17 protein-coding genes are annotated in these 19808 nt (G+C 56.9%); 14 read left to right on the top strand and 3 right to left on the bottom strand.

Annotated features, from left to right (window positions below; translation table 11 throughout):
* Nucleotides 1-25 precede the first annotated feature (25 nt).
* Nucleotides 26-730 (top strand): hypothetical protein, encoded by a 705-nt coding sequence (locus tag BM438_RS34745; RefSeq protein WP_244179528.1) that lies wholly within the window; start codon nt 26-28, stop codon nt 728-730.
* Here BM438_RS34745 and BM438_RS34740 read toward each other — a convergent pair.
* On the bottom strand, nt 676-1407 hold the full coding sequence (locus BM438_RS34740; RefSeq protein WP_244179532.1) for a FadR/GntR family transcriptional regulator: 732 nt from the start codon (nt 1405-1407) through the stop codon (nt 676-678). The genes BM438_RS34745 and BM438_RS34740 overlap by 55 nt on opposite strands.
* Nucleotides 1408-1656: 249 nt before the next feature.
* Between BM438_RS34740 and lhpI the strand changes: the two genes are divergently transcribed.
* Complete coding sequence (gene lhpI, locus BM438_RS34735) at nt 1657-2565, top strand: bifunctional Delta(1)-pyrroline-2-carboxylate/Delta(1)-piperideine-2-carboxylate reductase (protein WP_093644148.1); 909 nt, start codon at nt 1657-1659, stop codon at nt 2563-2565.
* Between the two features lie 129 nt (nt 2566-2694).
* Here lhpI and BM438_RS34730 read toward each other — a convergent pair whose 3' ends face one another.
* Complete coding sequence (locus BM438_RS34730; RefSeq protein ID WP_093644146.1) at nt 2695-3600, bottom strand: LysR substrate-binding domain-containing protein; 906 nt, start codon at nt 3598-3600, stop codon at nt 2695-2697.
* A 155-nt stretch (nt 3601-3755) separates the two neighbouring features.
* Between BM438_RS34730 and BM438_RS34725 the strand changes: the two genes are divergently transcribed.
* Both BM438_RS34725 and BM438_RS34720 read left to right on the top strand, forming a co-directional pair.
* The gene (locus BM438_RS34725) at nt 3756-4784 is read left to right on the top strand and encodes a DUF1338 domain-containing protein (protein WP_093644144.1); all 1029 of its coding nucleotides are present in this window, start codon (nt 3756-3758) and stop codon (nt 4782-4784) included.
* Between the two features lies 1 nt (nt 4785).
* Complete coding sequence (locus BM438_RS34720) at nt 4786-7764, top strand: FAD-binding and (Fe-S)-binding domain-containing protein (protein WP_093644142.1); 2979 nt, start codon at nt 4786-4788, stop codon at nt 7762-7764.
* Here BM438_RS34720 and BM438_RS45050 read toward each other — a convergent pair.
* The gene (locus BM438_RS45050; protein ID WP_143131810.1) at nt 7713-8459 is read right to left on the bottom strand and encodes a hypothetical protein; all 747 of its coding nucleotides are present in this window, start codon (nt 8457-8459) and stop codon (nt 7713-7715) included. The genes BM438_RS34720 and BM438_RS45050 overlap by 52 nt on opposite strands.
* 555 nt (nt 8460-9014) lie before the next feature.
* Between BM438_RS45050 and BM438_RS34710 the strand changes: the two genes are divergently transcribed.
* The 10 genes from BM438_RS34710 to BM438_RS34660 all read left to right on the top strand — a co-directional run bounded on the left by BM438_RS34710 (nt 9015) and on the right by BM438_RS34660 (nt 19675).
* A complete protein-coding gene (locus BM438_RS34710) occupies nt 9015-10121 on the top strand; it encodes a branched-chain amino acid ABC transporter substrate-binding protein (RefSeq protein WP_244179527.1) in 1107 nt (368 codons plus the stop codon).
* Nucleotides 10122-10230: 109 nt separating this feature from the next.
* Nucleotides 10231-11730 carry an L-piperidine-6-carboxylate dehydrogenase gene (gene amaB, locus BM438_RS34705; RefSeq protein WP_093644136.1) on the top strand — a complete coding sequence of 500 codons (1500 nt, stop codon included), beginning with the start codon at nt 10231-10233 and terminating at the stop codon, nt 11728-11730.
* Nucleotides 11731-11832: 102 nt separating this feature from the next.
* Complete coding sequence (locus BM438_RS34700) at nt 11833-13005, top strand: NAD(P)/FAD-dependent oxidoreductase (protein WP_093644134.1); 1173 nt, start codon at nt 11833-11835, stop codon at nt 13003-13005.
* Nucleotides 13006-13413: 408 nt separating this feature from the next.
* The gene (locus BM438_RS34695) at nt 13414-14628 is read left to right on the top strand and encodes an aminotransferase-like domain-containing protein (RefSeq protein WP_093644132.1); all 1215 of its coding nucleotides are present in this window, start codon (nt 13414-13416) and stop codon (nt 14626-14628) included.
* A 27-nt stretch (nt 14629-14655) separates the two neighbouring features.
* Nucleotides 14656-15405 carry an electron transfer flavoprotein subunit beta/FixA family protein gene (locus BM438_RS34690; RefSeq protein WP_093644130.1) on the top strand — a complete coding sequence of 250 codons (750 nt, stop codon included), beginning with the start codon at nt 14656-14658 and terminating at the stop codon, nt 15403-15405.
* Between the two features lie 9 nt (nt 15406-15414).
* On the top strand, nt 15415-16356 hold the full coding sequence (locus BM438_RS34685; protein ID WP_093644128.1) for an electron transfer flavoprotein subunit alpha/FixB family protein: 942 nt from the start codon (nt 15415-15417) through the stop codon (nt 16354-16356).
* A gap of 68 nt (nt 16357-16424) precedes the next feature.
* Nucleotides 16425-16613 (top strand): hypothetical protein, encoded by a 189-nt coding sequence (locus tag BM438_RS34680; protein ID WP_143131809.1) that lies wholly within the window; start codon nt 16425-16427, stop codon nt 16611-16613.
* Nucleotides 16573-17943 carry a DUF3422 family protein gene (locus BM438_RS34675; RefSeq protein ID WP_093644124.1) on the top strand — a complete coding sequence of 457 codons (1371 nt, stop codon included), beginning with the start codon at nt 16573-16575 and terminating at the stop codon, nt 17941-17943. Before BM438_RS34680 ends, BM438_RS34675 begins: the two co-directional genes overlap by 41 nt.
* Nucleotides 17944-18327: 384 nt before the next feature.
* Nucleotides 18328-18516 (top strand): 4-oxalocrotonate tautomerase, encoded by a 189-nt coding sequence (locus tag BM438_RS34665; RefSeq protein WP_093644120.1) that lies wholly within the window; start codon nt 18328-18330, stop codon nt 18514-18516.
* A gap of 124 nt (nt 18517-18640) precedes the next feature.
* Nucleotides 18641-19675, top strand: a complete 1035-nt coding sequence (locus tag BM438_RS34660; RefSeq protein ID WP_093644118.1) for a proline racemase family protein — start codon at nt 18641-18643, stop codon at nt 19673-19675.
* Nucleotides 19676-19808 lie beyond the last annotated feature (133 nt).

The following is a 19808-nucleotide window of genomic DNA, read 5'->3' as shown; positions in this document are numbered from 1 at the left end:
GCCCACGCTGTGCGGCACTCCGGCTATGTTCAGTCGCGCCATGCAACCGGTCGCGTGCTTGTCCACGCGTAAAGAGGCGCCCGCGCTCATTGCCCCGCGCTTCCCGATACTCAGCCTCGATGAGCGACGGCTGACCCCGGCACTGGGCTTCATATTCGATGCGCGGTGGCTGTTGCCGGGCGAGTCGATTGTATCGATCCTGTGGAAGTTCGCGCGTGCGAACGGACTTCCTGGGCACGCGCTGGTGCGGCTAATGGGTGCTGACATCGACCCGTACGAAGGCGTTGAGCCAATGCGCGATGCCGTCGATGTGAAGCATCTGAGGCGCACGCTGCTATTGCCTGGCAAGGTATTGCACGCTTCACTCCTTGATGCCGGCCAGAGGGGAAGGCATCACCCGGTTTTCCGGTATTGCAGGCAATGCGTATTACTCGGTCATCACAGCGTGACGTACCAGATGTTCAGCGAAAACCGTTGTCCCGCTCACCAACGAAAGCTCGAGACGCAATGCCATCGTTGCGGGCGGGAAACACCCTACATCCTCAACGCGAGTCTTGTGGGATCGCCGTATCGCTGTGCGCAATGCGGCGAGCTTTACGCGACTCAATCTCCTCCAGCCTTTGCAGCGAAACCAGCGATGCGCAAGGAGCATCGTATTGCCATCGCGCGACATTTCTACAATCGCATGGCAGGCAGCTTTTGCCTTGGCGTTGACGATCGCGTCCTGTAGCTCGCGGGCTCAGGCGGCAGGGGCGGTCCTTGAAAAGCTTCCAATGATCGATGCCCAAAAAATGTCGTGTGCGATACGCAAAACCGGGTGTTGACGACTTTACTTCGTTTTTGGTGACAACTTTCCTTCGCTCTACGTCTTGCCAGCAACGCGTCACCCGTCATCTGGGCGAGCTGCCGATGAAAGAGACGGTCGCTGTTGTTCCAGAGCGTGCGTTGTTCAGGGTCGGACACATCGGTGAGCGTTTCCATCTGTGACAGATAGTGCTCCGCAAGCTTGTCGCGCTTTTTGAGCGCGGCAGCGCGCCGTGCAATTGCGGGCTCCAATATCAGGCGAACGTCCAGTGTCGCTGAGGGGCTGTAATCGGGCTGCAGTTGGCCATCCGGTGCTTGCGCTACGTCCACACTTCTGCTCAGAACGTCGGGCGCGTTGCCCGCGACGTATGTGCCTGAGTTTCTGCGCGTGATGACGAGCCCTTCGTTCTGAAGGGCACCAATGGCTTCACGTACAGCAGGCCGCCCCACGCCGAAAAGTGAAGCAAGTTCACGCTCTGAGGGTAGCCGCGCATCAGGCATAAATCGTCCTGCGCGGATTTCAGCTCTGATTTTTTCCGAGACCTGCTCATAAATCTGAAGCGGGCGGAAATTGCGAGGGAATTCGGCTGGTGCGGAAGCCATATATGGACGAATGTGAAGAGATGGGTGGTTCAAAATATACCACTTGAGGAAGACTGGCACCACGCTGCGGGCTGATTGTTCCTAGGGAATTCCCTCAATTTGGCTTTAAATTGATCCAAATTGCTTCTTTACATGTACTATTGGTGTGGTTGTGAACCATAACTGGTCTAAATCAAGTCCAGTGGTTATCCGGCTTGACTCCCTGTCTGCGTACGCCGAGTCGCCCCTTCCTACCTCAGTGGAAACCGCATGAATACCGAAAAGACGACCTTTGATGCACAGGAGACAGCTTCGCTTCTTGACTACACCGCACTCGTAGAGACGCTTAGGCGAACAATCGTCGAGTACGGCGCCGGCGACATCGCGAGTCCCGAGCGACTGTCCATTCCTTTAAAAGGCGGGGTGATGCTGTCCATGCCGTCGAGCGCGGAAGATATCGCGATTCATAAGCTGGTGAACGTCTGCCCGGGCAACATCGCTCGCAACCTGCCGACCATTAACGGACAGGTCATAGCATGCGACGCAGACACTGGCGAGATGTTGTTCGTGCTTGATGGTCCGACTGTGACGGGGCGTCGCACGGCTGCCGTGTCGGCCTTGGGGGCAATGACGCTTCTGAATGGTTTGCCCAAGGAAATCCTGGTCATCGGCACGGGAAAGCAGGCGTCGAATCACGTCGAGGCTTTTGCAACACTTTTCCCTGAGGCGCGAATCCTGGCCAAGGGCATTTCGGACGACGACACACGAAGCTTTGTTGAACGACACATGGTGGTCGCCCCGAAGCTCGAAGCACTGCAAGGTGAGATCCCCGACTCCGTCGACGTTGTGGTTACCGTGACTACGAGCAGGAAGCCCGTCTACAACGAAGCGGTTCGTTCCGGTCGGTTGGTCATCGGCGTCGGGGCGTTCACGCCGGACGCTGCCGAAATCAGCAAACAGGTTGTTGATGGCAGTTTCGTGGTTGTTGACGACCCAGTGGGCGCGAAGCACGAGGCAGGCGACCTGATTCAGGCTGAGTTTGACTGGAGTCGCGCTGGTTCGTTGGCACAAGCGATTCAAGGTCAGCTCAAGCCGGATGCACCGGTTTTCTTCAAGAGCGTTGGCTGCGCCGCATGGGATCTGGCCGCGTGCCGCGTTGCGCGCAGTGCGCTAGGTTGATCAACCAGTGCCCCGCAACTGCCAACTTGCGCTAGCCAGGCCGTTGCCCCCGATGGGTTCCTGCGCAGTATGCGTCGGCCTTCAGGGGTTCTGCGTAAGTATCTGAGATGCAGCGCAGAGAAGTAGCAATCACGGTTTCGGTGCCTTGTATGCGCTGGCTTGTTCGAGAAGCCATGTTCTGAAGAGCTCCAGCGGTTTGCCGTGGCTCAGTTCCGTCGGATAAACGAGGTAGTAGGCGGAGTCTGCAACAGTTGCGGCTTCAAAGGGAATGATGAGGCCAAGCTGCTTCAACTGCCCCTCGACGAAAAACTTTGGTACAAGTGCCACGCCTAGCCCTGCGGCGGCGGCACTGATCAGCATCGTATGGAGTTCGTAGCGCACGCCTTGCATCGTGGAATTGTCCTCGACGCCGAGATCCGATAACCATCTTGTCCACGCGTCGGGACGAGTGGTCGAGTGCAACAGCGGGTAGGCAAGCAGTTCGTGGGGTTTTTTGATGGGTTTGGATAAGAGCGACGGCGAGCAGATGGGTACCACCTCTTCCCCGAACAGATAGTCGGAAGAGGTGCCCGGCCACGTCGGCTTTCCATAGTGAATGGCCGCTTCGAAATGTGATTCCTCGAACGAAAACGTGTCAGTACGCACGCCCATATTTATCCGTACGTCAGGCGTTCGGTCGTTGAAATCTTTCAGGCGCGGAATTAACCACTGAGACGCAAACGTGGGAAGTACTGCGAGTTCGAGATAGCCACCGCCGCTACCATGAGCGATGATTGACAGGGTATCGCGGTCGAGATTTTCGAGCGCCCTGCGGACTTGCGTGCTGTACAGCCGCCCGGCACGAGTGAGCACCACGCGCTGCTTTGCGCGAACAAACAGGCGGACACCAAGATTGGATTCGAGTGTTGCGATTTGACGCGAGATGGCGCTTTCCGTCAGGAACAGTTCCTTCGCCGCATGCGTGAAGCTCTCGTGTCGCGCAGAAGCTTCAAATGCCAGCAACGCGCCCATGTTGGGAATCTTGAACTTGCGCATGTTAATTCCTAAATGTCATCAAGTAACAATTTAATCTCGCTTTACGCGATATGCAACCGTTTGAATAATGCAATCACGTACGGCTGACCTTCCTCCGGGAAGTCAGCAGAAGAACAATCTCCGCCTTCCGGCGCTGTGTCCCTGTGAGATAAGCGATGCGTAATTCGAACGTTGAACATCTGTTACTGAAGCTGCTTGGCCCCGCAAAGACAGACTCCCTCTTTGCCACCCTGAATTTCCCGACCGTGCTTCAGGACTGGGAGGCCGGGATTGTTACGCGCGCCGAACTGGCGCATACGATGAACATGGCCCTGTTCGAGGATCTGCTGGACCGCTCGACGAATGGCCGGATCTACACGGACGAGGCAATCGCCAAAGGCGGGTCAGTCTACTTCGACCACGGCGCGCTTCGCACTGTTCGTTGGTCGAAGAATGGCGCACTGCCGCCGGGCGAAGCCGCATTTACCCGAATTCTACGTCCGCTTGGTTTCAAGCTGAACGGCCGCTACCCGTTGGACAAGCTGGGCATGACCGGACGCGCTTACTTACACGAAGACGCGCCTGATGGGATTGCCCAGTTTTTCGTCAGCGAGCTTCACCCGGAACGTTTCTCCAGCGAGTTTCAGCAAGCCGTGACGAACGTCGTGAGCACGTCGAAGGACCCGTTGACGCCAGCAGCAGTCTCGCAACTCTGGGAGCTGGAACGCGACGGCTCGCTGCCTGTCGAGGCAGCATGCGAGCTACTGCCTGTGATCGTCGGCGCCTTTGCGCGCCATCATGAAGTACCGCAAGAAGCAGACTACGAGGCACTCCTGCTTGAGTCGGCCGAAATGGCCTGGATTGCGACGGAAGGCAATGCGTTCAACCACGCCACGGACCGCGTCGAAGACGTGTTCAAGTTGTCCGACGATGAGAAGGCGAAGGGGCGGCCGATGAAGCCCGAAGTCGAGCGGTCGCGCTCAGGTCGTGTATTCCAGACTGCCTACCGCGCCGACACGGTCAGGCGCGAGTTCAAATCGCATGACGGAAAAATCGTGACGCGTGACGTCCCTGGTTCGTTCTATGAGTTCATCACGCGCAAGCGCAACTTCGACCAGGCATCGCGCAGTTGGGCAACTGACCTGCGCTTCGACGCCGGAAACGCTCAAGGCATCTTCAAGATGACAGCGAACGCGGCGCAGTAAAGTGAAACCCGCTACCGCGTTCCAGGCGAGCAAAGCCCTGTTGCAAGACATTGAGGCGGAGCTTCGGAAAACCCTTCGTGGTGAAGTTCGTTTCGATGCCGGGTCGAAAGCGTTGTACGCCTCTGATGCATCGAACTACCGGCAGATACCACTAGGCGCTGTGGTCCCCGTCGATGTGGACGACCTCGTTGCCGCGCTCGGTGTGTGCCGGCGCAACGATGTTCCGTTTCTTACACGAGGCGGAGGCACTTCGCAGAATGGCCAGTGCGTGAACGTGGCGGTTGTGGCTGACACGAGCAAGTATGTCAACCGGATCGTCTCTGTTGACGCGGAAAGCCGGACGGCGCTGGTTGAACCGGGCGTCGTGTGCGATAACCTGCGCGACGCGGCTGAAGAGCATGGCCTGACCTTCGCGCCGGACCCTGCGACACACAGCCGATGCACGCTTGGCGGAATGATTGCCAACAATTCTTGCGGTGCGCACTCGGTGATGGGTGGCAAGACCGTCGAGAACATCGAAGCGCTGGAAATCGTGACGTATGACGGCGCGCGATTCTGGGCGGGTCCGACCACGGAGCCCGAGCTTGAAGAAATCATTGCGCGCGGCGGCCGGCAGGGAGAGATATACGCAGGGTTGCGAGCGCTGCGCGACCGTTATGCGCAAAGAATTCGTGCGGAGTTTCCGCAAATCAAGCGGCGCGTGTCCGGATTCAACCTCGACCAGCTGTTGCCGGAAAATGGCTTCAACGTTGCGCGAGCACTCGTCGGAACCGAAGGGACCTGCGCCGTTACTTTGCAGGCAATGGTGCGCCTCGTTCACAGCCCATCGTGCCGCGTTTTGCTCGTGCTTGGCTTCAAGGACATCTACACCGCGGCAGATGGCGTTCCTCACTTCAATCGCTTTTCGCCAATCGCAATCGAAGGCCTCGACCGCGCCATCATTCGTGGTCTGCAAGCGCGCGGACTGAAGAAAGAGGAGATTGCGCTGTTGCCGGAGGGCGACGCCTGGGTCGTTCTGGAGTTCGGAGCGGACACGGTTGCTGATGCCATAGAACAGGCAAACGATGCTCACGCTTACTTCATGGCCGGCCACGGCGGTGCCGGGGTCAGCGGTTTTGTCGTCGAAGACAAACAGAAGCAGCAGAAGATCTGGTCGATTCGAGAGACAGGTGCATCTGCCGTTGCACTGGCGGTGGACCCGTCAAAGCCTGACCCGATTGTGGGCTGGGAGGACGCGGCCGTTGACCCGTTGCGACTCGGGGACTACCTGCGCAAGTTTCAGGCGCTCGTGGACCGGTTTGGATATGAAACCTGCCTTTATGGTCACTTCGGCGATGGTTGTGTCCATGCGCGTATCACCTTCGATATCCGAACCGACGAGGGTGTGCTGAAGTGGCGCGGCTTTTTGCGCGAGGCCGCGCAACTGGTAGTTGACTTCGGTGGCTCCCTGTCTGGGGAGCACGGCGATGGTCAAGCCAAAGCTGAGTTTCTTCCCATTATGTATGGCCCGGAAATCATGCAGGCGATGGAAGATTTCAAGGCTATTTGGGATCCGGCCAATCGCCTGAATCCGGGCAAGGTCGTCCATGCGTATCGCGCGGATGAAAATTTGCGGATGGGACCTTCATATAAGCCCGTGACGCTTACGACCAGGCTCGCGTTCTCGAGCCCGGAAGGCGACGGCATGCAGCGAGCGGTTGAACGCTGTATTGGCATGGGCAAGTGTCGTTCCCTCGATGGCGGGACGATGTGTCCGAGCTTTCGTGCAACACGCGAGGAGAAGTTCTCCACACGAGGCCGAGCCCACCTCTTCTGGGAAATGCTCCAGGGCGAAATTATCACCGACGGCTGGAACAGCCCTGAGGTGAAAGAAGCTTTGGACACATGCCTTGCATGCAAGGGTTGCAAATCAGACTGTCCGACGCATACCGACATGGCGTCGTACAAGGCTGAGTTTCTGTCTCACTACTACGAGAACCATCGTCGACCGCGGCAGGCGATGTTCATGGGGAGGATTGGTCAATGGGCACCGCTAGCGAGTCGTTTTCCGTGGTTGACGAATTTCATGACTTCAGCCCGACCGTTGGCTCGTATCAGCAAGTGGGTCGCGGGCGTCGCGCCGCAACGGCATCTGCCGGTATTCGCTCCCCGGACGTTCAGGGCGATGGCCAGGCAGCGGCAGACGGTGGGCAGCCTTGCGAAAACTGCATCCACGCAGAAGGTGATTCTCTGGGTTGATACTTTCAACGACCACTTTTCGCCCGAGGTCGCAACGGCCGCATTTGATGTGCTGACTGCGATTGGCTACGAAGTCGTTTTGCCGCGCAAGCGACTTTGCTGTGGCCGACCTTTGTACGACTACGGTCTGCTTGATGAGGCGCGCGCGCTGCTCCGAAGCGCGGTCGACGAGCTGGCTGATGACATTCAGTCGGGAGTACCCGTTATCGGGCTCGAGCCCGGATGTTTGTCCGTCTTCAAGGACGAGTTGCTCAAGCAACTCCCTGACGACACGATGGCGAAACGACTTGCAGAGCAGACCTTCCTGTTTTCCGACTTCGTTGGCCGTGCAGACTACGACTGGCCAGAGCTCGACGCGGATGTTGTTGTACACGGGCACTGCCATCAGAAGTCGATCTTCGGCATGAAAGGTGAGACTGCACTACTCGACAAACTCCACGTGCGATGGACTCTGCTTGACACGGGGTGTTGCGGAATGGCCGGGTCGTTCGGATTCAATGCGGACCATTACGACCTCTCGATGAAAATCGCCGAAGACAAGTTGCTACCGCTTGTGCGCAGTGCTCCTGCAAGCGCAATAGTGGTGACTAACGGATTTAGTTGCCGGGAGCAGATCGAACAGGGCGCGGGCAGGCAGTCGATTCACATTGCACAACTCGCGCTGAAGGCGCTGAAGCGCGAACACATTCCTCAGGCGAAGCCAGTGCCGGGCACCACCGGCGACTTGATGCCAATATCGTGAGCCGTGGGAAGCCGGCTTCTTTCGATTGTTGATAGCCTTGTTTGATGAACGGCTTCAAAGAGGGAGTCCATTTGCTGCGCACTGCCTGCGAGGGCTGTGGCCGGCAGTTTCGGTGACGGAGCATCTTTCGAAAGCGTCGACAGAAGCACACGAAGCATGCGACAGCGCCTCAGCGTAGATGTGAAGCTATATGCCTCCCGAAACAAGCGCATCTGCACTGTGCGAATGTCTTCGCCCAGCGTCCGTGATACTTCGGCGATGTTCCACGGATATGCGGGCGCGATGAACATTTGCTGAGCGAGAGCGCGCCCGAACAGCGAACTCCGCGTCCAGTAGGCCGCGTGCAGAGAAGTCCAGTCCGGCGCGGAATGCACGCCACTATCAAACAATTCCAGAGTTAATGTCCCTGCCGCACATCCCTCAATTCCGGGCGCCAAATCCACCGAGAAAAGTGTCTCTGCCGGTACCACCCAGCCAAGACCCGGCGCTGTACGTTTGAGGGTGACTTCGGCAGCAACGGCGTGAGCCCCAAGGTGGGGATTCCAGAGAACCGGAAAAGGGACTCGGAGACTGTGGGCCTGTACGGTTCTGGAAAAACTGAAATGAAGATGCATGACGTGATCGCTATCAGGAAAATCAGGAAAGGTAAACACTAGGCTGAAGCCGACTACGAAAGCCTGGAGAAACACAAACACCAGACTAGCTTGAAGATAAATTTATAACATATGTAGTATAACAAACTAATATTGTTTGATCCCACACCTCGATGAAACTGCAAGGGTGAACAGCCCCGGATTTTTCGTCCACATATGCGGTCTGACCGGAGTTCCAGGACGGCTAGGGCGGGTTTGGGGCTGTCTCCTTTGAACCTCGGGAATCTCCTGGTGGCCTGATAGATCGAAGTCCATTTCCCGAGAATGCTTGTCACATCTGGCTTGATGAGAAATAGGCATCAGGTGGTGAATAGATATCGTTTGATACCCCTATATTGGATACACACAATCGGCCTGCATCTTCTTCACCGACGCGGCGAGCGTCACGTTCCGACGGGGCTGACAGGTTCTTCAGGCCGTTCAGCGAGATCAGAAAGCTGATTTGCTGATGTACCGCTGGCGGAGCGACAGAGGATGACTCACACGCGCTGGGGCCATTGCTTGTTACCGAAGTGCGTTTTGTACCGACAACAGATATCAAAGGACTACCCCATGGTTTCCCTTCTCCGCACTTCCCGCCGTACCGCTGTCATTGCAATGTCGCTGACGCTTGCCGCTGGCGCGGTCAGCGCCCAGGAAGTTGTCGTCAAAGTTGGTGTTGCAGGCCCGCTTACGGGTAGCGGTGCTGCGTATGGTAAGGACATCGAGAACGGTGTGCGTATGGCAATCGACGAAGCGAACGCTGAACACCACACCATCGGTGGCAAGCCGGTAAAGTTCGTCATGGAGTCGCAGGACGATCAGGGCGACCCGCGCGTCGGCGTACAGGCTGCACAGCAACTCGTTGACGACAATGTTTCGGTGGTAGTCGGTCATTTCAACTCGGGTACGACGTTGCCGGCTTCGAAGATTTACGCGAAGGCTGGCATCCCGATGATTACGCCGGCCGCTACCAATCCGACTATCACTCAGAGTGGGTTGAACACGATCTACCGCGTTATAGCTACAGATTCCCAGAACGCGGGTAATGCCGGTCAGTACGCCGCGACCGTGACCAAGGCGAAGCGCATCGCCATCATTGACGACCGCACGGCTTTCGGTCAGGGCGAGGCGGACGAATTCGAAAAAGCGGTGAAGTCGGCTGGTGGCAGCATCGTGGCTCGCGAGTTTACGAACGACAAGGCCGTCGACTTCAGCGCGCAGCTCACGGCTATCAAGAGCACGAACCCAGACCTGGTTTTCTTCGGAGGTCTCGATGCTCAGGCGGCCATGCTCGTCAAACGTATGCGTCAGCTTGGCATGAAGGCGCAATTTCTGGCCGGCGGCGGTGTCATGGATGCCAACTTTATCCGGCTCGCGGGTAGTGCGGCGGACGGCTCGTCGGTATGGGAATATGGCCAGCCTCTGAGCACGCTGGCCAAGGGGAAGACCTTCGAGTCCAGGTTCAAACAGAAGTTCGGTACAGACATGCTTTCCTACGCTCCCTTCGCGTATGACGCGACATGGGTTGCTATAAAGGCGATGGAGGCAGCGAACTCTGTCAAGCCGGCCGATTTCAACGCTGCATTGAAATCGACGAACTACGATGGTGTCACCGGCAAGATTGCCTTCACCCAAACCGGTGACCTGAAGAACCCGCGCTCGACGATGTATCAGGTCAAGGATGTCGCCTGGGTGCCGATTACAACCCGATCAGCCGACTGAACATGCTGTGGGTAAGCGATATGACGCGGAGGCGGCGAGCCGCCCGACACCGCGTCAATCAAGCAGGTGCTACCAAAGCTAGGCATTGGAAAATTTAAGAGGTCATATCGTGAAAGCATCAACCATTCTCTCGGAACTCGGCATATCTCACTTCGCAGAAGCAGGCGATATCGCCGTCCATTCGCCCGTCAATGGTGAACTCATTGGTCGCGTTGCGAGCGAGTCCGTCGCCGACGTTGACGCAGCACTGGCCAAGGCCCAAGCTGCATACGCCGTCTGGCGCAACGTGCCTGCACCGCGTCGTGGAGAACTGGTTCGCCTGCTAGGCAACAAGCTGCGTGAACAGAAGCACGCGCTGGGCAGCATCATCACGCTCGAAACCGGCAAGATTCTCCAGGAAGGTCTAGGTGAAGTACAGGAAATGATTGATATCTGCGATTTCGCGGTTGGTCTTTCGCGCCAACTGTACGGCCTGACCATCGCGTCAGAGCGTCCGGGCCATCGCATGGCCGAAACGTGGCATCCGATGGGCGTCTGCACTGTTATTTCCGCCTTCAACTTTCCGGCGGCTGTCTGGTCATGGAATGCTGCGCTTGCGCTCGTCTGCGGCAATGCGGTCATCTGGAAGCCTTCGGAAAAGACGCCTCTTACCGCTTTGGCTGTCGACAGAATTCTGCAGGATGCGTTGAAGGAATTCGGCGATGCGCCGGAAGGCCTGACAAAGCTCATCAACGGCGGTCGTGACGTTGGAGCGAAGCTGGTCTCCGATCCGCGTTCGAATATCGTTAGTGCTACCGGCAGTACCGAGATGGGGCGTACGGTTGGTGTTGAAGTCGCTCGCCGCTTCGGCCGCTCCATTCTTGAACTGGGTGGCAACAACGCCGGCATCGTGTCCAGTACGGCCGATCTGGAACTCGCTCTGCGTGGCATCGTATTCTCGGCGGTGGGTACTGCTGGTCAGCGTTGCACGTCCTTGCGTCGCCTGTTCGTTCACGAAAGTGTGTATGACAAGGCAGTGGAGCGTCTGAAGACTCTGTACAGCAAGGTCGCTATAGGCAACCCGCTTGAGCAGGGTGTTCTGATGGGGCCGCTCATCGACGAAGCATCGTTTTCACGCATGCAGGCCGCACTGGATCAGGCGAAGAGCGAAGGCGGCAAGGTTTTTGGCGGCGAGCGCCACGTAGTAGCCGGCAACGAGCATGGTTTCTACGTTCGCCCGGCTATCGTTGAAATGCCGTCACAGACCGAAATCGTACTGAAAGAGACGTTCGCACCGATTCTGTACGTTCTGAAGTACAGCGACTTCAACGAGGCAATCGAGGCAAACAACGCCGCGGTCCACGGCCTGTCCTCCTGCGTCTTCACGACGGACTTGCGTGAGAGCGAGCGATTCCTGTCCGCTTCGGGTAGCGATTGCGGTATCGCCAATGTGAACATCGGCCCCAGCGGCGCGGAAATCGGCGGCGCATTCGGTGGTGAGAAGGAAACCGGCGGCGGCCGCGAATCGGGTTCGGACGCGTGGAAAGCCTACATGCGCCGGGCGACGAATACCGTCAACTACTCCTCCGCGCTGCCACTGGCGCAGGGCATCGATTTCAACATCGACTAAAGGTAGTGGCGATGCACGGGTAGGCCATGGATGTCCGGCTTGCCTGTGAGATTCAGAGCCGCTCTATCCGGAGCAGCCCATTCATGCAATTTGGAGCAAGTCGTGAGTTCTCAAGTCGTTATCGTTGGCGGCGGGGTAATCGGTAGTTCTATCGCTTACTTTTTACGTGCCTCGGACCCGACGGTGTCGGTCACGGTCATCGAGCGTGACCCGACCTATGCGAAGTCGTCCTCGGCGTTATCGGCCGCATCAATCCGGCAACAGTTTTCGACGCCGTTGTCGATTCAGATGTCGCTTTACGGTATCGAGTTTCTCCGCGACATTGGCAACCGGCTGGAAGTCGACGGCAACCAGCCTTCGATTGATCTGCATGAAGGCGGATATCTTTTCCTCGCGACGCCGGCAGGTGCGGTAACCCTGCGGGAGAATCATGCCCTGCAGAAAAGCCTGGGCGCAGATATTAACCTGATGGGGCAGGACGGCCTGAGGGCAAAGTTCCCCTGGCTTAATGTCGAAGACCTCGTGTCGGGTGCTTATGGTGAAAGTGGCGAGGGTTGGTTTGACGGCTACGGTCTCGTGCAGGCGCTCCGGAAGAAAGCGCAATCGCTTGGTGCGCGGTACGTTGCAGCAGACGTCACAGGCCTTGTTCGCGACGGCCGAAAGGTGACCCATGTTGTTGCGAGCAACGGTGAACAGTACCCGTGCGACACGGTTGTCAACGCTGCCGGTGCATGGGCGAGACGCATCTCCGAAATGATGGGCATCGACATTCCCGTCTTTGCGCGTCGGCGCAGCATCTTTAATGTTTCTTCACCAGCACGCCTGACGAACTGCCCGCTGTTGATTGATCCCTCTGGCGTGTACTTTCGCCCGGAGGGCAAAACCTACATCACCGGAACTTCGCCGAGTGAAGACAACGACCCGGATGACTTGCCGCTGGACGAAGTTGACCACAACATCTTTGACGAAGTCATCTGGCCGACTCTCGCGCATCGAGTGCCGGAATTCGAGGCACTGCGTGTGGAGAACTGCTGGTCCGGCTACTACGAGTACAACGTATTCGACCATAACTCCATCATCGGCTATCACCCTGAGATAGAGAACTGTATCTTCGCCAACGGCTTCAGCGGACACGGCCTTCAGCAAGGACCTGCCACCGGCCGCGGTGTGAGCGAGTTGATTCTCAATGGCAAATACAGTTCGCTGGACCTGTCGGATTTGAGCTGGAACCGCATTCTCGAAAACCGTCCCATCGTCGAAAAGAACGTCGTGTAACGTCAACGTGTCCGTCCGTTTGTGGCGGATGGCGTCTCCTGGAAAGCTTCGACATTTTGGCCCGACATCGTCGGGCCTTTTTTATTTGCTCGCTAGCAGGCGGAAGAGCGCGAAGCCGTGCAAATTTCCTCAAGAACTTGTGACTCGGGTAAATACCGGCGCCCGGAGAAACGCATCAATGTGAGCATCTATGAACGAATGCACCTGGCATGATGATAAAAGCGCATTACGTAGTGCATAGATATCGTTTGCTGGCTGCACTTTGGCTGACCACAATCAAAGCTCAAATTTCATTCGATGCTTTGTGTATCGACGGGCGGTGGCAGAAGACGCTGGCGGACAGACCATTTGGTTTAGCGCTTGCGGCAAGCAACCGCTGCTATTTCCCGGTCACCAGCCAAAAACGACATGTACGAGTTCACCGCTCCTTTTCAAAACCCGTCCGGTTCACCGATACGGGAGCTGTTCAAGTATCTCAGCGAACCTGGGATGATTTCATTCGCGGGCGGCTATCCAGCCAGCGACCTTTTTGACGTCGAGGGTTTGCAGTCAGCTCAGGCGCGAGCTTACCAGGCGTCAAATCGTTGTCTGCAGTATGGCCCGACGGATGGATTGCCTGAACTGAAGGCCGAGTTGGTGAAGCTGATGGCTCGCAGGGGTGTGACGTGTGCGTCAGAAGAGCTGCTTGTGACAACAGGTTCGCAGCAAGGATTGGATTTGTTGCTGCGCATCCTGGTGGCGCCGGGAGATGTCGTTCTCACCGAGCAGCCTGCATATCCCGCGACCTTGCAGGCATTGAAGCTGCAGCAGGCGGAAGTCGTCACAGTGCCGGTGGATGGACATGGTCTCGATGTCGACGCTTTGTCCGCGCTTCTTTCCAGCGGGGCCTTCAACCCCCCACGGCTCCTGTACACGGTGCCGACGTTCGCGAACCCGACAGGTGCGACCCTTTCACGGGAGCGTCGCCTTGCCCTGCTCAAACTTGCGGTCGAGTACAAATTCCTCATCGTCGAAGACGACCCTTACGGCGACTTGCGCTTCTCAGGTGCGGCGGTTCCGTCAATTTTTTCCTTGTCGACGGAAGTGCCGGGTTCGCGCGACTGGATCGTGCATTTTGCAAGCCTCTCCAAGATTGTTGCGCCCGGATTGCGAGTGGGCTGGACGGTCGCGCCACCAGAAATTGCCCGCCGGTGCGTCATCGCCAAACAGACGGTGGACCTTTGCAGCGCGCCGTGGACTCAGGCTACGGCCGCCGAGTACCTGGCAGATGGTGCGCTGGAGCATCATTTGCCGCGCATCACCGGGATGTATCGACGGAAGTGCGACGCCCTGTGCGACGCACTGCGTTCCCAACTAGGCGACGCCATCCGGTTCCATCAACCTGAAGGCGGTATGTTCGTGTGGGCTCGAATCGAAGGTATGGATTCCTCGGTACTTCTGCAGGCCGCAATCGACAACAAGGTTCTCTTTGTCCCGGGTAAGGCCTTCTTCGCAGACAAGCTGGACGTTGCATCACTTCGTCTGTCATTTGCTGCGCCTGGTGTCGATGAGATTCAGGAAGGTGCAAGGCGGTTGAGTGACGCGTATGAAGAAGCGCTGTCAGCAAATACGTCGCGGGTTTAATCGTACGCGTTGGAAAGGGAATAGGAAATGAAAGTATTGGTAGCGGTCAAACGGGTGGTGGACTTCAACGTAAAGGTTCGTGTGAAAGCCGATCAGTCAGGCGTTGAGCTTGCCAACGTGAAGATGTCGATGAATCCCTTTGACGAGATTGCCGTTGAAGAAGCGGTGCGCCTGAAAGAGGCGGGGCATGTCACGGAAGTCATTGCAGTCTCTGCCGGGCCCGCCCAGTGCCAGGAGACGCTTCGGACGGCACTGGCGATCGGTGCTGACCGAGGCGTACACGTGTGCGTTGACACGGAGCTGCAGCAACTAGGCGTCGCCCGAATCCTCCGCGCAATCTTCGAGCGTGAGAAGCCAGGCCTTGTGATTCTCGGCAAACAGGCAATCGATGACGATGCGAACCAGACCGGACAGATGCTCGCCGCGCTGGCAGGCATTCCGCAGGCGACTTTCGCTTCACGTCTTCAGGTTGAAGGTGATGTCGCAACGGTTGCACGCGAAATCGATGGAGGCGCCGAGACTGTCAGCGTCACGCTGCCCGCGGTTGTGACGACGGACTTGCGTCTCAATGAGCCACGCTATGTAACGCTGCCGAGCATCATGAAAGCCAAGAAGAAGCCGATTGAAACGATCGACTTTGCCGAGTTGGGCGTCGACATCAAACCACGTCTGAAGACGCTAAAGGTTAGCGAACCGCCAAAACGTCCTGGCGGTGTCATTGTTCCGGACGTTGAATCGTTAGCCCAGAAGCTGAAAAACGAAGTGAAGGCGAACTGAGACATTGCCATGACGACATTGCTGATTGCAGAACACGACAACTTTGAACTGAAAACTTCGACGTTGCACGCGTTGACGGCGGCTCGCCAACTGGGTGAACCCGTACACGTTCTGGTCGCAGGTTTCAATGTAAGCGTCCTCGCAGCGAAGGCCGCCAAATTCGAAGGCATTGAAAAAGTATTGCTTGCTGACGCGGAACACCTGAAGGACGGTCTCGCCGAGAACATTGAGCCGACGGTGGTAAGCATTGGCGAGCGTTACTCGCATATTGTCTTTCCGGCAACAGCCTACGGGAAAAACATAGCACCTCGAGTCGCTGCGAAGCTTGCTGTCGGTCAGATCTCCGATATCACTCGCGTGGTAACCGCTGACACGTTTGAGCGACCTATCTATGCGGGCAATGCAATTGCGACCGTGCAGTCCCTCGATCCCATCAAGGTTTTAACAGTGCGTCTCTCCGTCTTTGAAGCGAGCAACGCGAATGGAGGTGCAAGCGTCCCCGTAGAAGCGGCTATCGCCGCGCCCGATAGCGATTCATCGACGGTTATCAGCCGAACGTTGACGAAATTGGAACGCCCTGAATTAAGCGCCGCGAAGGTGATCGTCTCGGGCGGTCGTGGCCTCGGTTCGAGTGAGCGCTACAAGTCAGTCCTGGAGCCGCTGGCTGACACTCTTGGAGCAGCCATGGGCGCGTCGCGAGCGGCCGTCGATGCTGGCTACGTTCCGAATGACTTCCAGGTGGGGCAGACTGGAAAAGTCGTCGCTCCTGATGTCTACATCGCTGTGGGCATCTCCGGGGCCATCCAGCATTTGGCCGGCATGAAGGACTCGAAGACGATTATTGCCATCAACAAGGACGCTGAAGCACCGATTTTCGGTGTGGCAGATTTTGGCCTCGTGGCTGATCTCTTTCAGGTCGTACCTGAGCTCGTTAGTAGGCTCAACGCGTAGTTTTGAAAACGGTTGCCACGTCTGCAAGCCGTCAGCGGCCGTTCGCCATTCCCGAAAGGACTTTCGAAATGAATACGAGTACGCACATGGTCGCGTTGCCCGACGATATGGACAGTGAACTCACTAGCTACCCGGTGCGACATCTCTCAACGCAGATTTCAGCCGAACCCGGCTATGTGGTGAAGGTCTTCGTGCGTCTTGCTGCAGAGAATCAGGATGGCGGCGAGATTCCGCGTGTTGTTCGCGGCTACAACTGAGGCCGCAGCGTTGATACACGACTGTACGCATGGGAGGATACCCGCGACGCTTGACCATCCGCTTAGAAAGTCTCTGGATGATGAAATTCATTCGCGTCCTTTTCTGAAGATCTGTGGTCGCGGAACGGCGGTGCATTTCGCCGTGTATTCAACCGAAGACTTCGCCATACATGTCAGTCTGCTTCGGCTGCTATGCGCGCAGCTCGGGTTTCCGGCGCCGTCTGATGATGCGAATCACTACTATGGCCGTCATGCTTCGTTCCAGATCAGATGGGAGTTACATAGCGAGTTCTCGACTTTCACCTTCGTCGAGTCCGAGATTGAGGATGCGCCGTTTTCTCGTGACGCAGACACTTTTATCCCGAAAGAGTGGCTGATGGCACTACGAGGCACACGTCTGGTAGCGATGCACGCGGAATTGGTCAGCGGTACGGATGTTGAGCCAGCTCGAAAGGCGGTTCGGAGATATCTTTCCGGGTCCGTGGTTGCGGCAAGCCAGGTAATGGGCGGCGGTGAAGTCTATTGTGACTGGCGCGCGGGCGACGATGGATACACAAGGGTGCTCGTGTGTGACATCGACTTTCGGGAGGCTCAGACCGGTCGACTGCTTCAACGCATCTTTGAAATCGAAACATACAGAATGATGGCATTGCTTACGCTTCCGGTCGCACGCAATGTCACGAAGATCGTCGAGGAACTTACAAGGCAGGTCGCTGCTGTTGTTGCCAGGATGGACCACATTGAATCGGGGCAGGACGCCGAGCTGCTTCTTAGCCTCACGCATCTCGCCGCACGAAGCGAGTCACTCGGGGAAGGCGCCGCACGCTTCAGTGCGTGCAAAGCCTACGACAGCCTCGTTTCAGCACGTATTCGAGAGTTGCGGGAGCAACGTATTCCCGGGGCTCCGACGTTCGGTGAGTTTATGGATAGACGGCTGCAGCCGGCGATGAAGAGTTGTCAGGCAGTGTGGGAACGACAAGCTCAGGTCGCCCTACGCATTGCGCGAGCGGTCGACCTGTTACGCACGCGGGTGACGCTTGAACAGGAGAGACAGACGACTGGACTCCTGGCACGGATGGACGCAACGTCGCAGACGCAATTACGGTTACAGCATGCAGTGGAGGGTCTCTCGGTCGCAGCTATTTCGTACTATGTCCTGAGTCTGATTACCGCTGTTCTCCGTTCCCTGCATGCTATCTCGTTGCCAGTCAATCCCGAATTAGTGGAAGGGGCGCTTGTTATCCCGGTCATTTTTGCATTGCTCATGGTTATGCGGGCGGTGAAATCGCGAGCCGACAAACGAGCCATGCGTAACCACGCAGGCAAATAAGGCGGACACAACAGTCCGCTGCAGGTGTTTAAGGAAATAACAGGAGAACGTATGCACGAGCCCCCCAAAGTATCCCCCGTCGCGACGTGGCGGTCGGCGTTCACACTGCCGGCTTCACGTCTTACATGACGGACGGCGCACCGTACCAAGATAGTCTCGATAAGCCGGCGAAACCGGGAGCTCTGGGGGACGGCTTGAAGCAACGGCATGTAGTCATGCTCTCCATTGGTGGGAGCATCGGCGCTGGCCTTTTCGTCGGCTCGGGTCCACACAATCAAGTCACGATTGCTTGACGACGCAGCGGTCCCTTCATATGAACGAGCCGGTTCCCCAACGGGACTGTCCCGGAAATTGATTAACTAACAGCATGGAGCCTTAGAAAGAATGCCCACACTTCACGTTCAGCTTCTCGAAGGTCGGTCTGCGGAGCAGAAGCGCAAATTCATAGATGCAGTCACTAAGGCGACTTGTGAGTCGTTGTGCGTCGAACCGGGTACCGTCGATGTTGTCCTTTCTGAAATTCGACCGGAAAACTGGGCGAAGGGCGGGCAGCTATTGTCCGGCGCAATATAGCAACCCGCACACTGCATAAACGCGGCAATGTTGGATGAACTTCGACGAAGAAGAAGCTTCGCGCTGCAACAAGAAATACATTCGGGTAGGAACCCTGCGGGTTTGGTAAATAAGGAGGATGGGAATGCGATTCAAGAGAGTTTTGAATGTGGTCGACGTCCATGCAGAAGGAGAGGTTGGCAAAGTCATCGTTGGTGGCGTAGGCCAGATACCTGGCAAGACGATGTTTGACAAGCGCGTTTATCTTGAGACGAAGCTTGACGACATCCGAAAGATGGTGTTGTTTGAGCCGCGCGGCGCTGTCTGGCACAACGCCAACATTGTGTTGCCTTCGGAACATCCTGACGCGGATATGGGATTCGTTATCCTCGAAACGACAGAGTATCCAGCCATGTCCGGATCCAACGCCATGTGCGTTGCGACCGTGCTCCTCGAAACTGGGATTCTCCCTATGCAGGAGCCCGTCACCGAGCTCGTCCTGGAAGCTCCAGCTGGTCTGATCAAAGTTCGCTGCGAATGCTCAGACGGCAAAGTAACAAGCGTGCGCCTCGTGAATCAACCCGCATTTTGCTATCACACTGATAAGAACATCGAAGTTCCCGGCATGGGGACAATTCGAGTCGATGTCGTGTATGGAGGAATGACGTTCGCGATGGTTGACGCAGCGGACTTAGGCTTTTCAATCAACCCCTCGGAAGCGCGGGAGCTGTGTGAAATTGGCGAGAAGGTCAAGCTCGCCGCTGCCGAGCAACTGGCGGTTGAACATCCCGAGAATCCCCAGATCCCGGGAATTACGGCAACAGAGTTTATGGGACCCGTGCGGCAGGAGAACGGGCAGTTGATCTCGAGGAACACAGTCGTCGTATCGCCCGGTCGCTGCGATCGTTCTCCGTGCGGGACAGGATCTTCTGCAAGACTTGCATTGCTGCATGCGAAGAAGCAAATCGAGGTGGGGCAGATACTTGTCCATGAGTCAATCACTGGCAGTCGCTTTACGTGCAGTATCGAGAGGCTTTCTGAAGTTGGGAAATATCCGGCCGTCGTTCCGGTAATAGCCGGGCAGGCATGGCTTACTGGCTTCTACCAGATGGGCATGGATCCGACTGATCCTTATCAACAGGGATTCACCGTCTCCGACACATGGATGAAGACTGTCTAACGATCCGGCAAGCAACATAGCTCATGATCTTTCGACAGTAATGTTCGATTGCAGATGCGCGTTCAACCAGGATTGATGGACTGAGAGAGGGCTGGCGAATTCGCTGGTGGCTTGCGATTTCGACCGCGGACTA

The sequence above is a fragment of the Paraburkholderia aspalathi genome (assembly GCF_900116445.1).
Classification (GTDB): domain Bacteria; phylum Pseudomonadota; class Gammaproteobacteria; order Burkholderiales; family Burkholderiaceae; genus Paraburkholderia; species Paraburkholderia aspalathi.
Note: the sequence above shows the minus strand (reverse complement) of the source record. Positions and strands in the feature narration are given on the sequence as shown.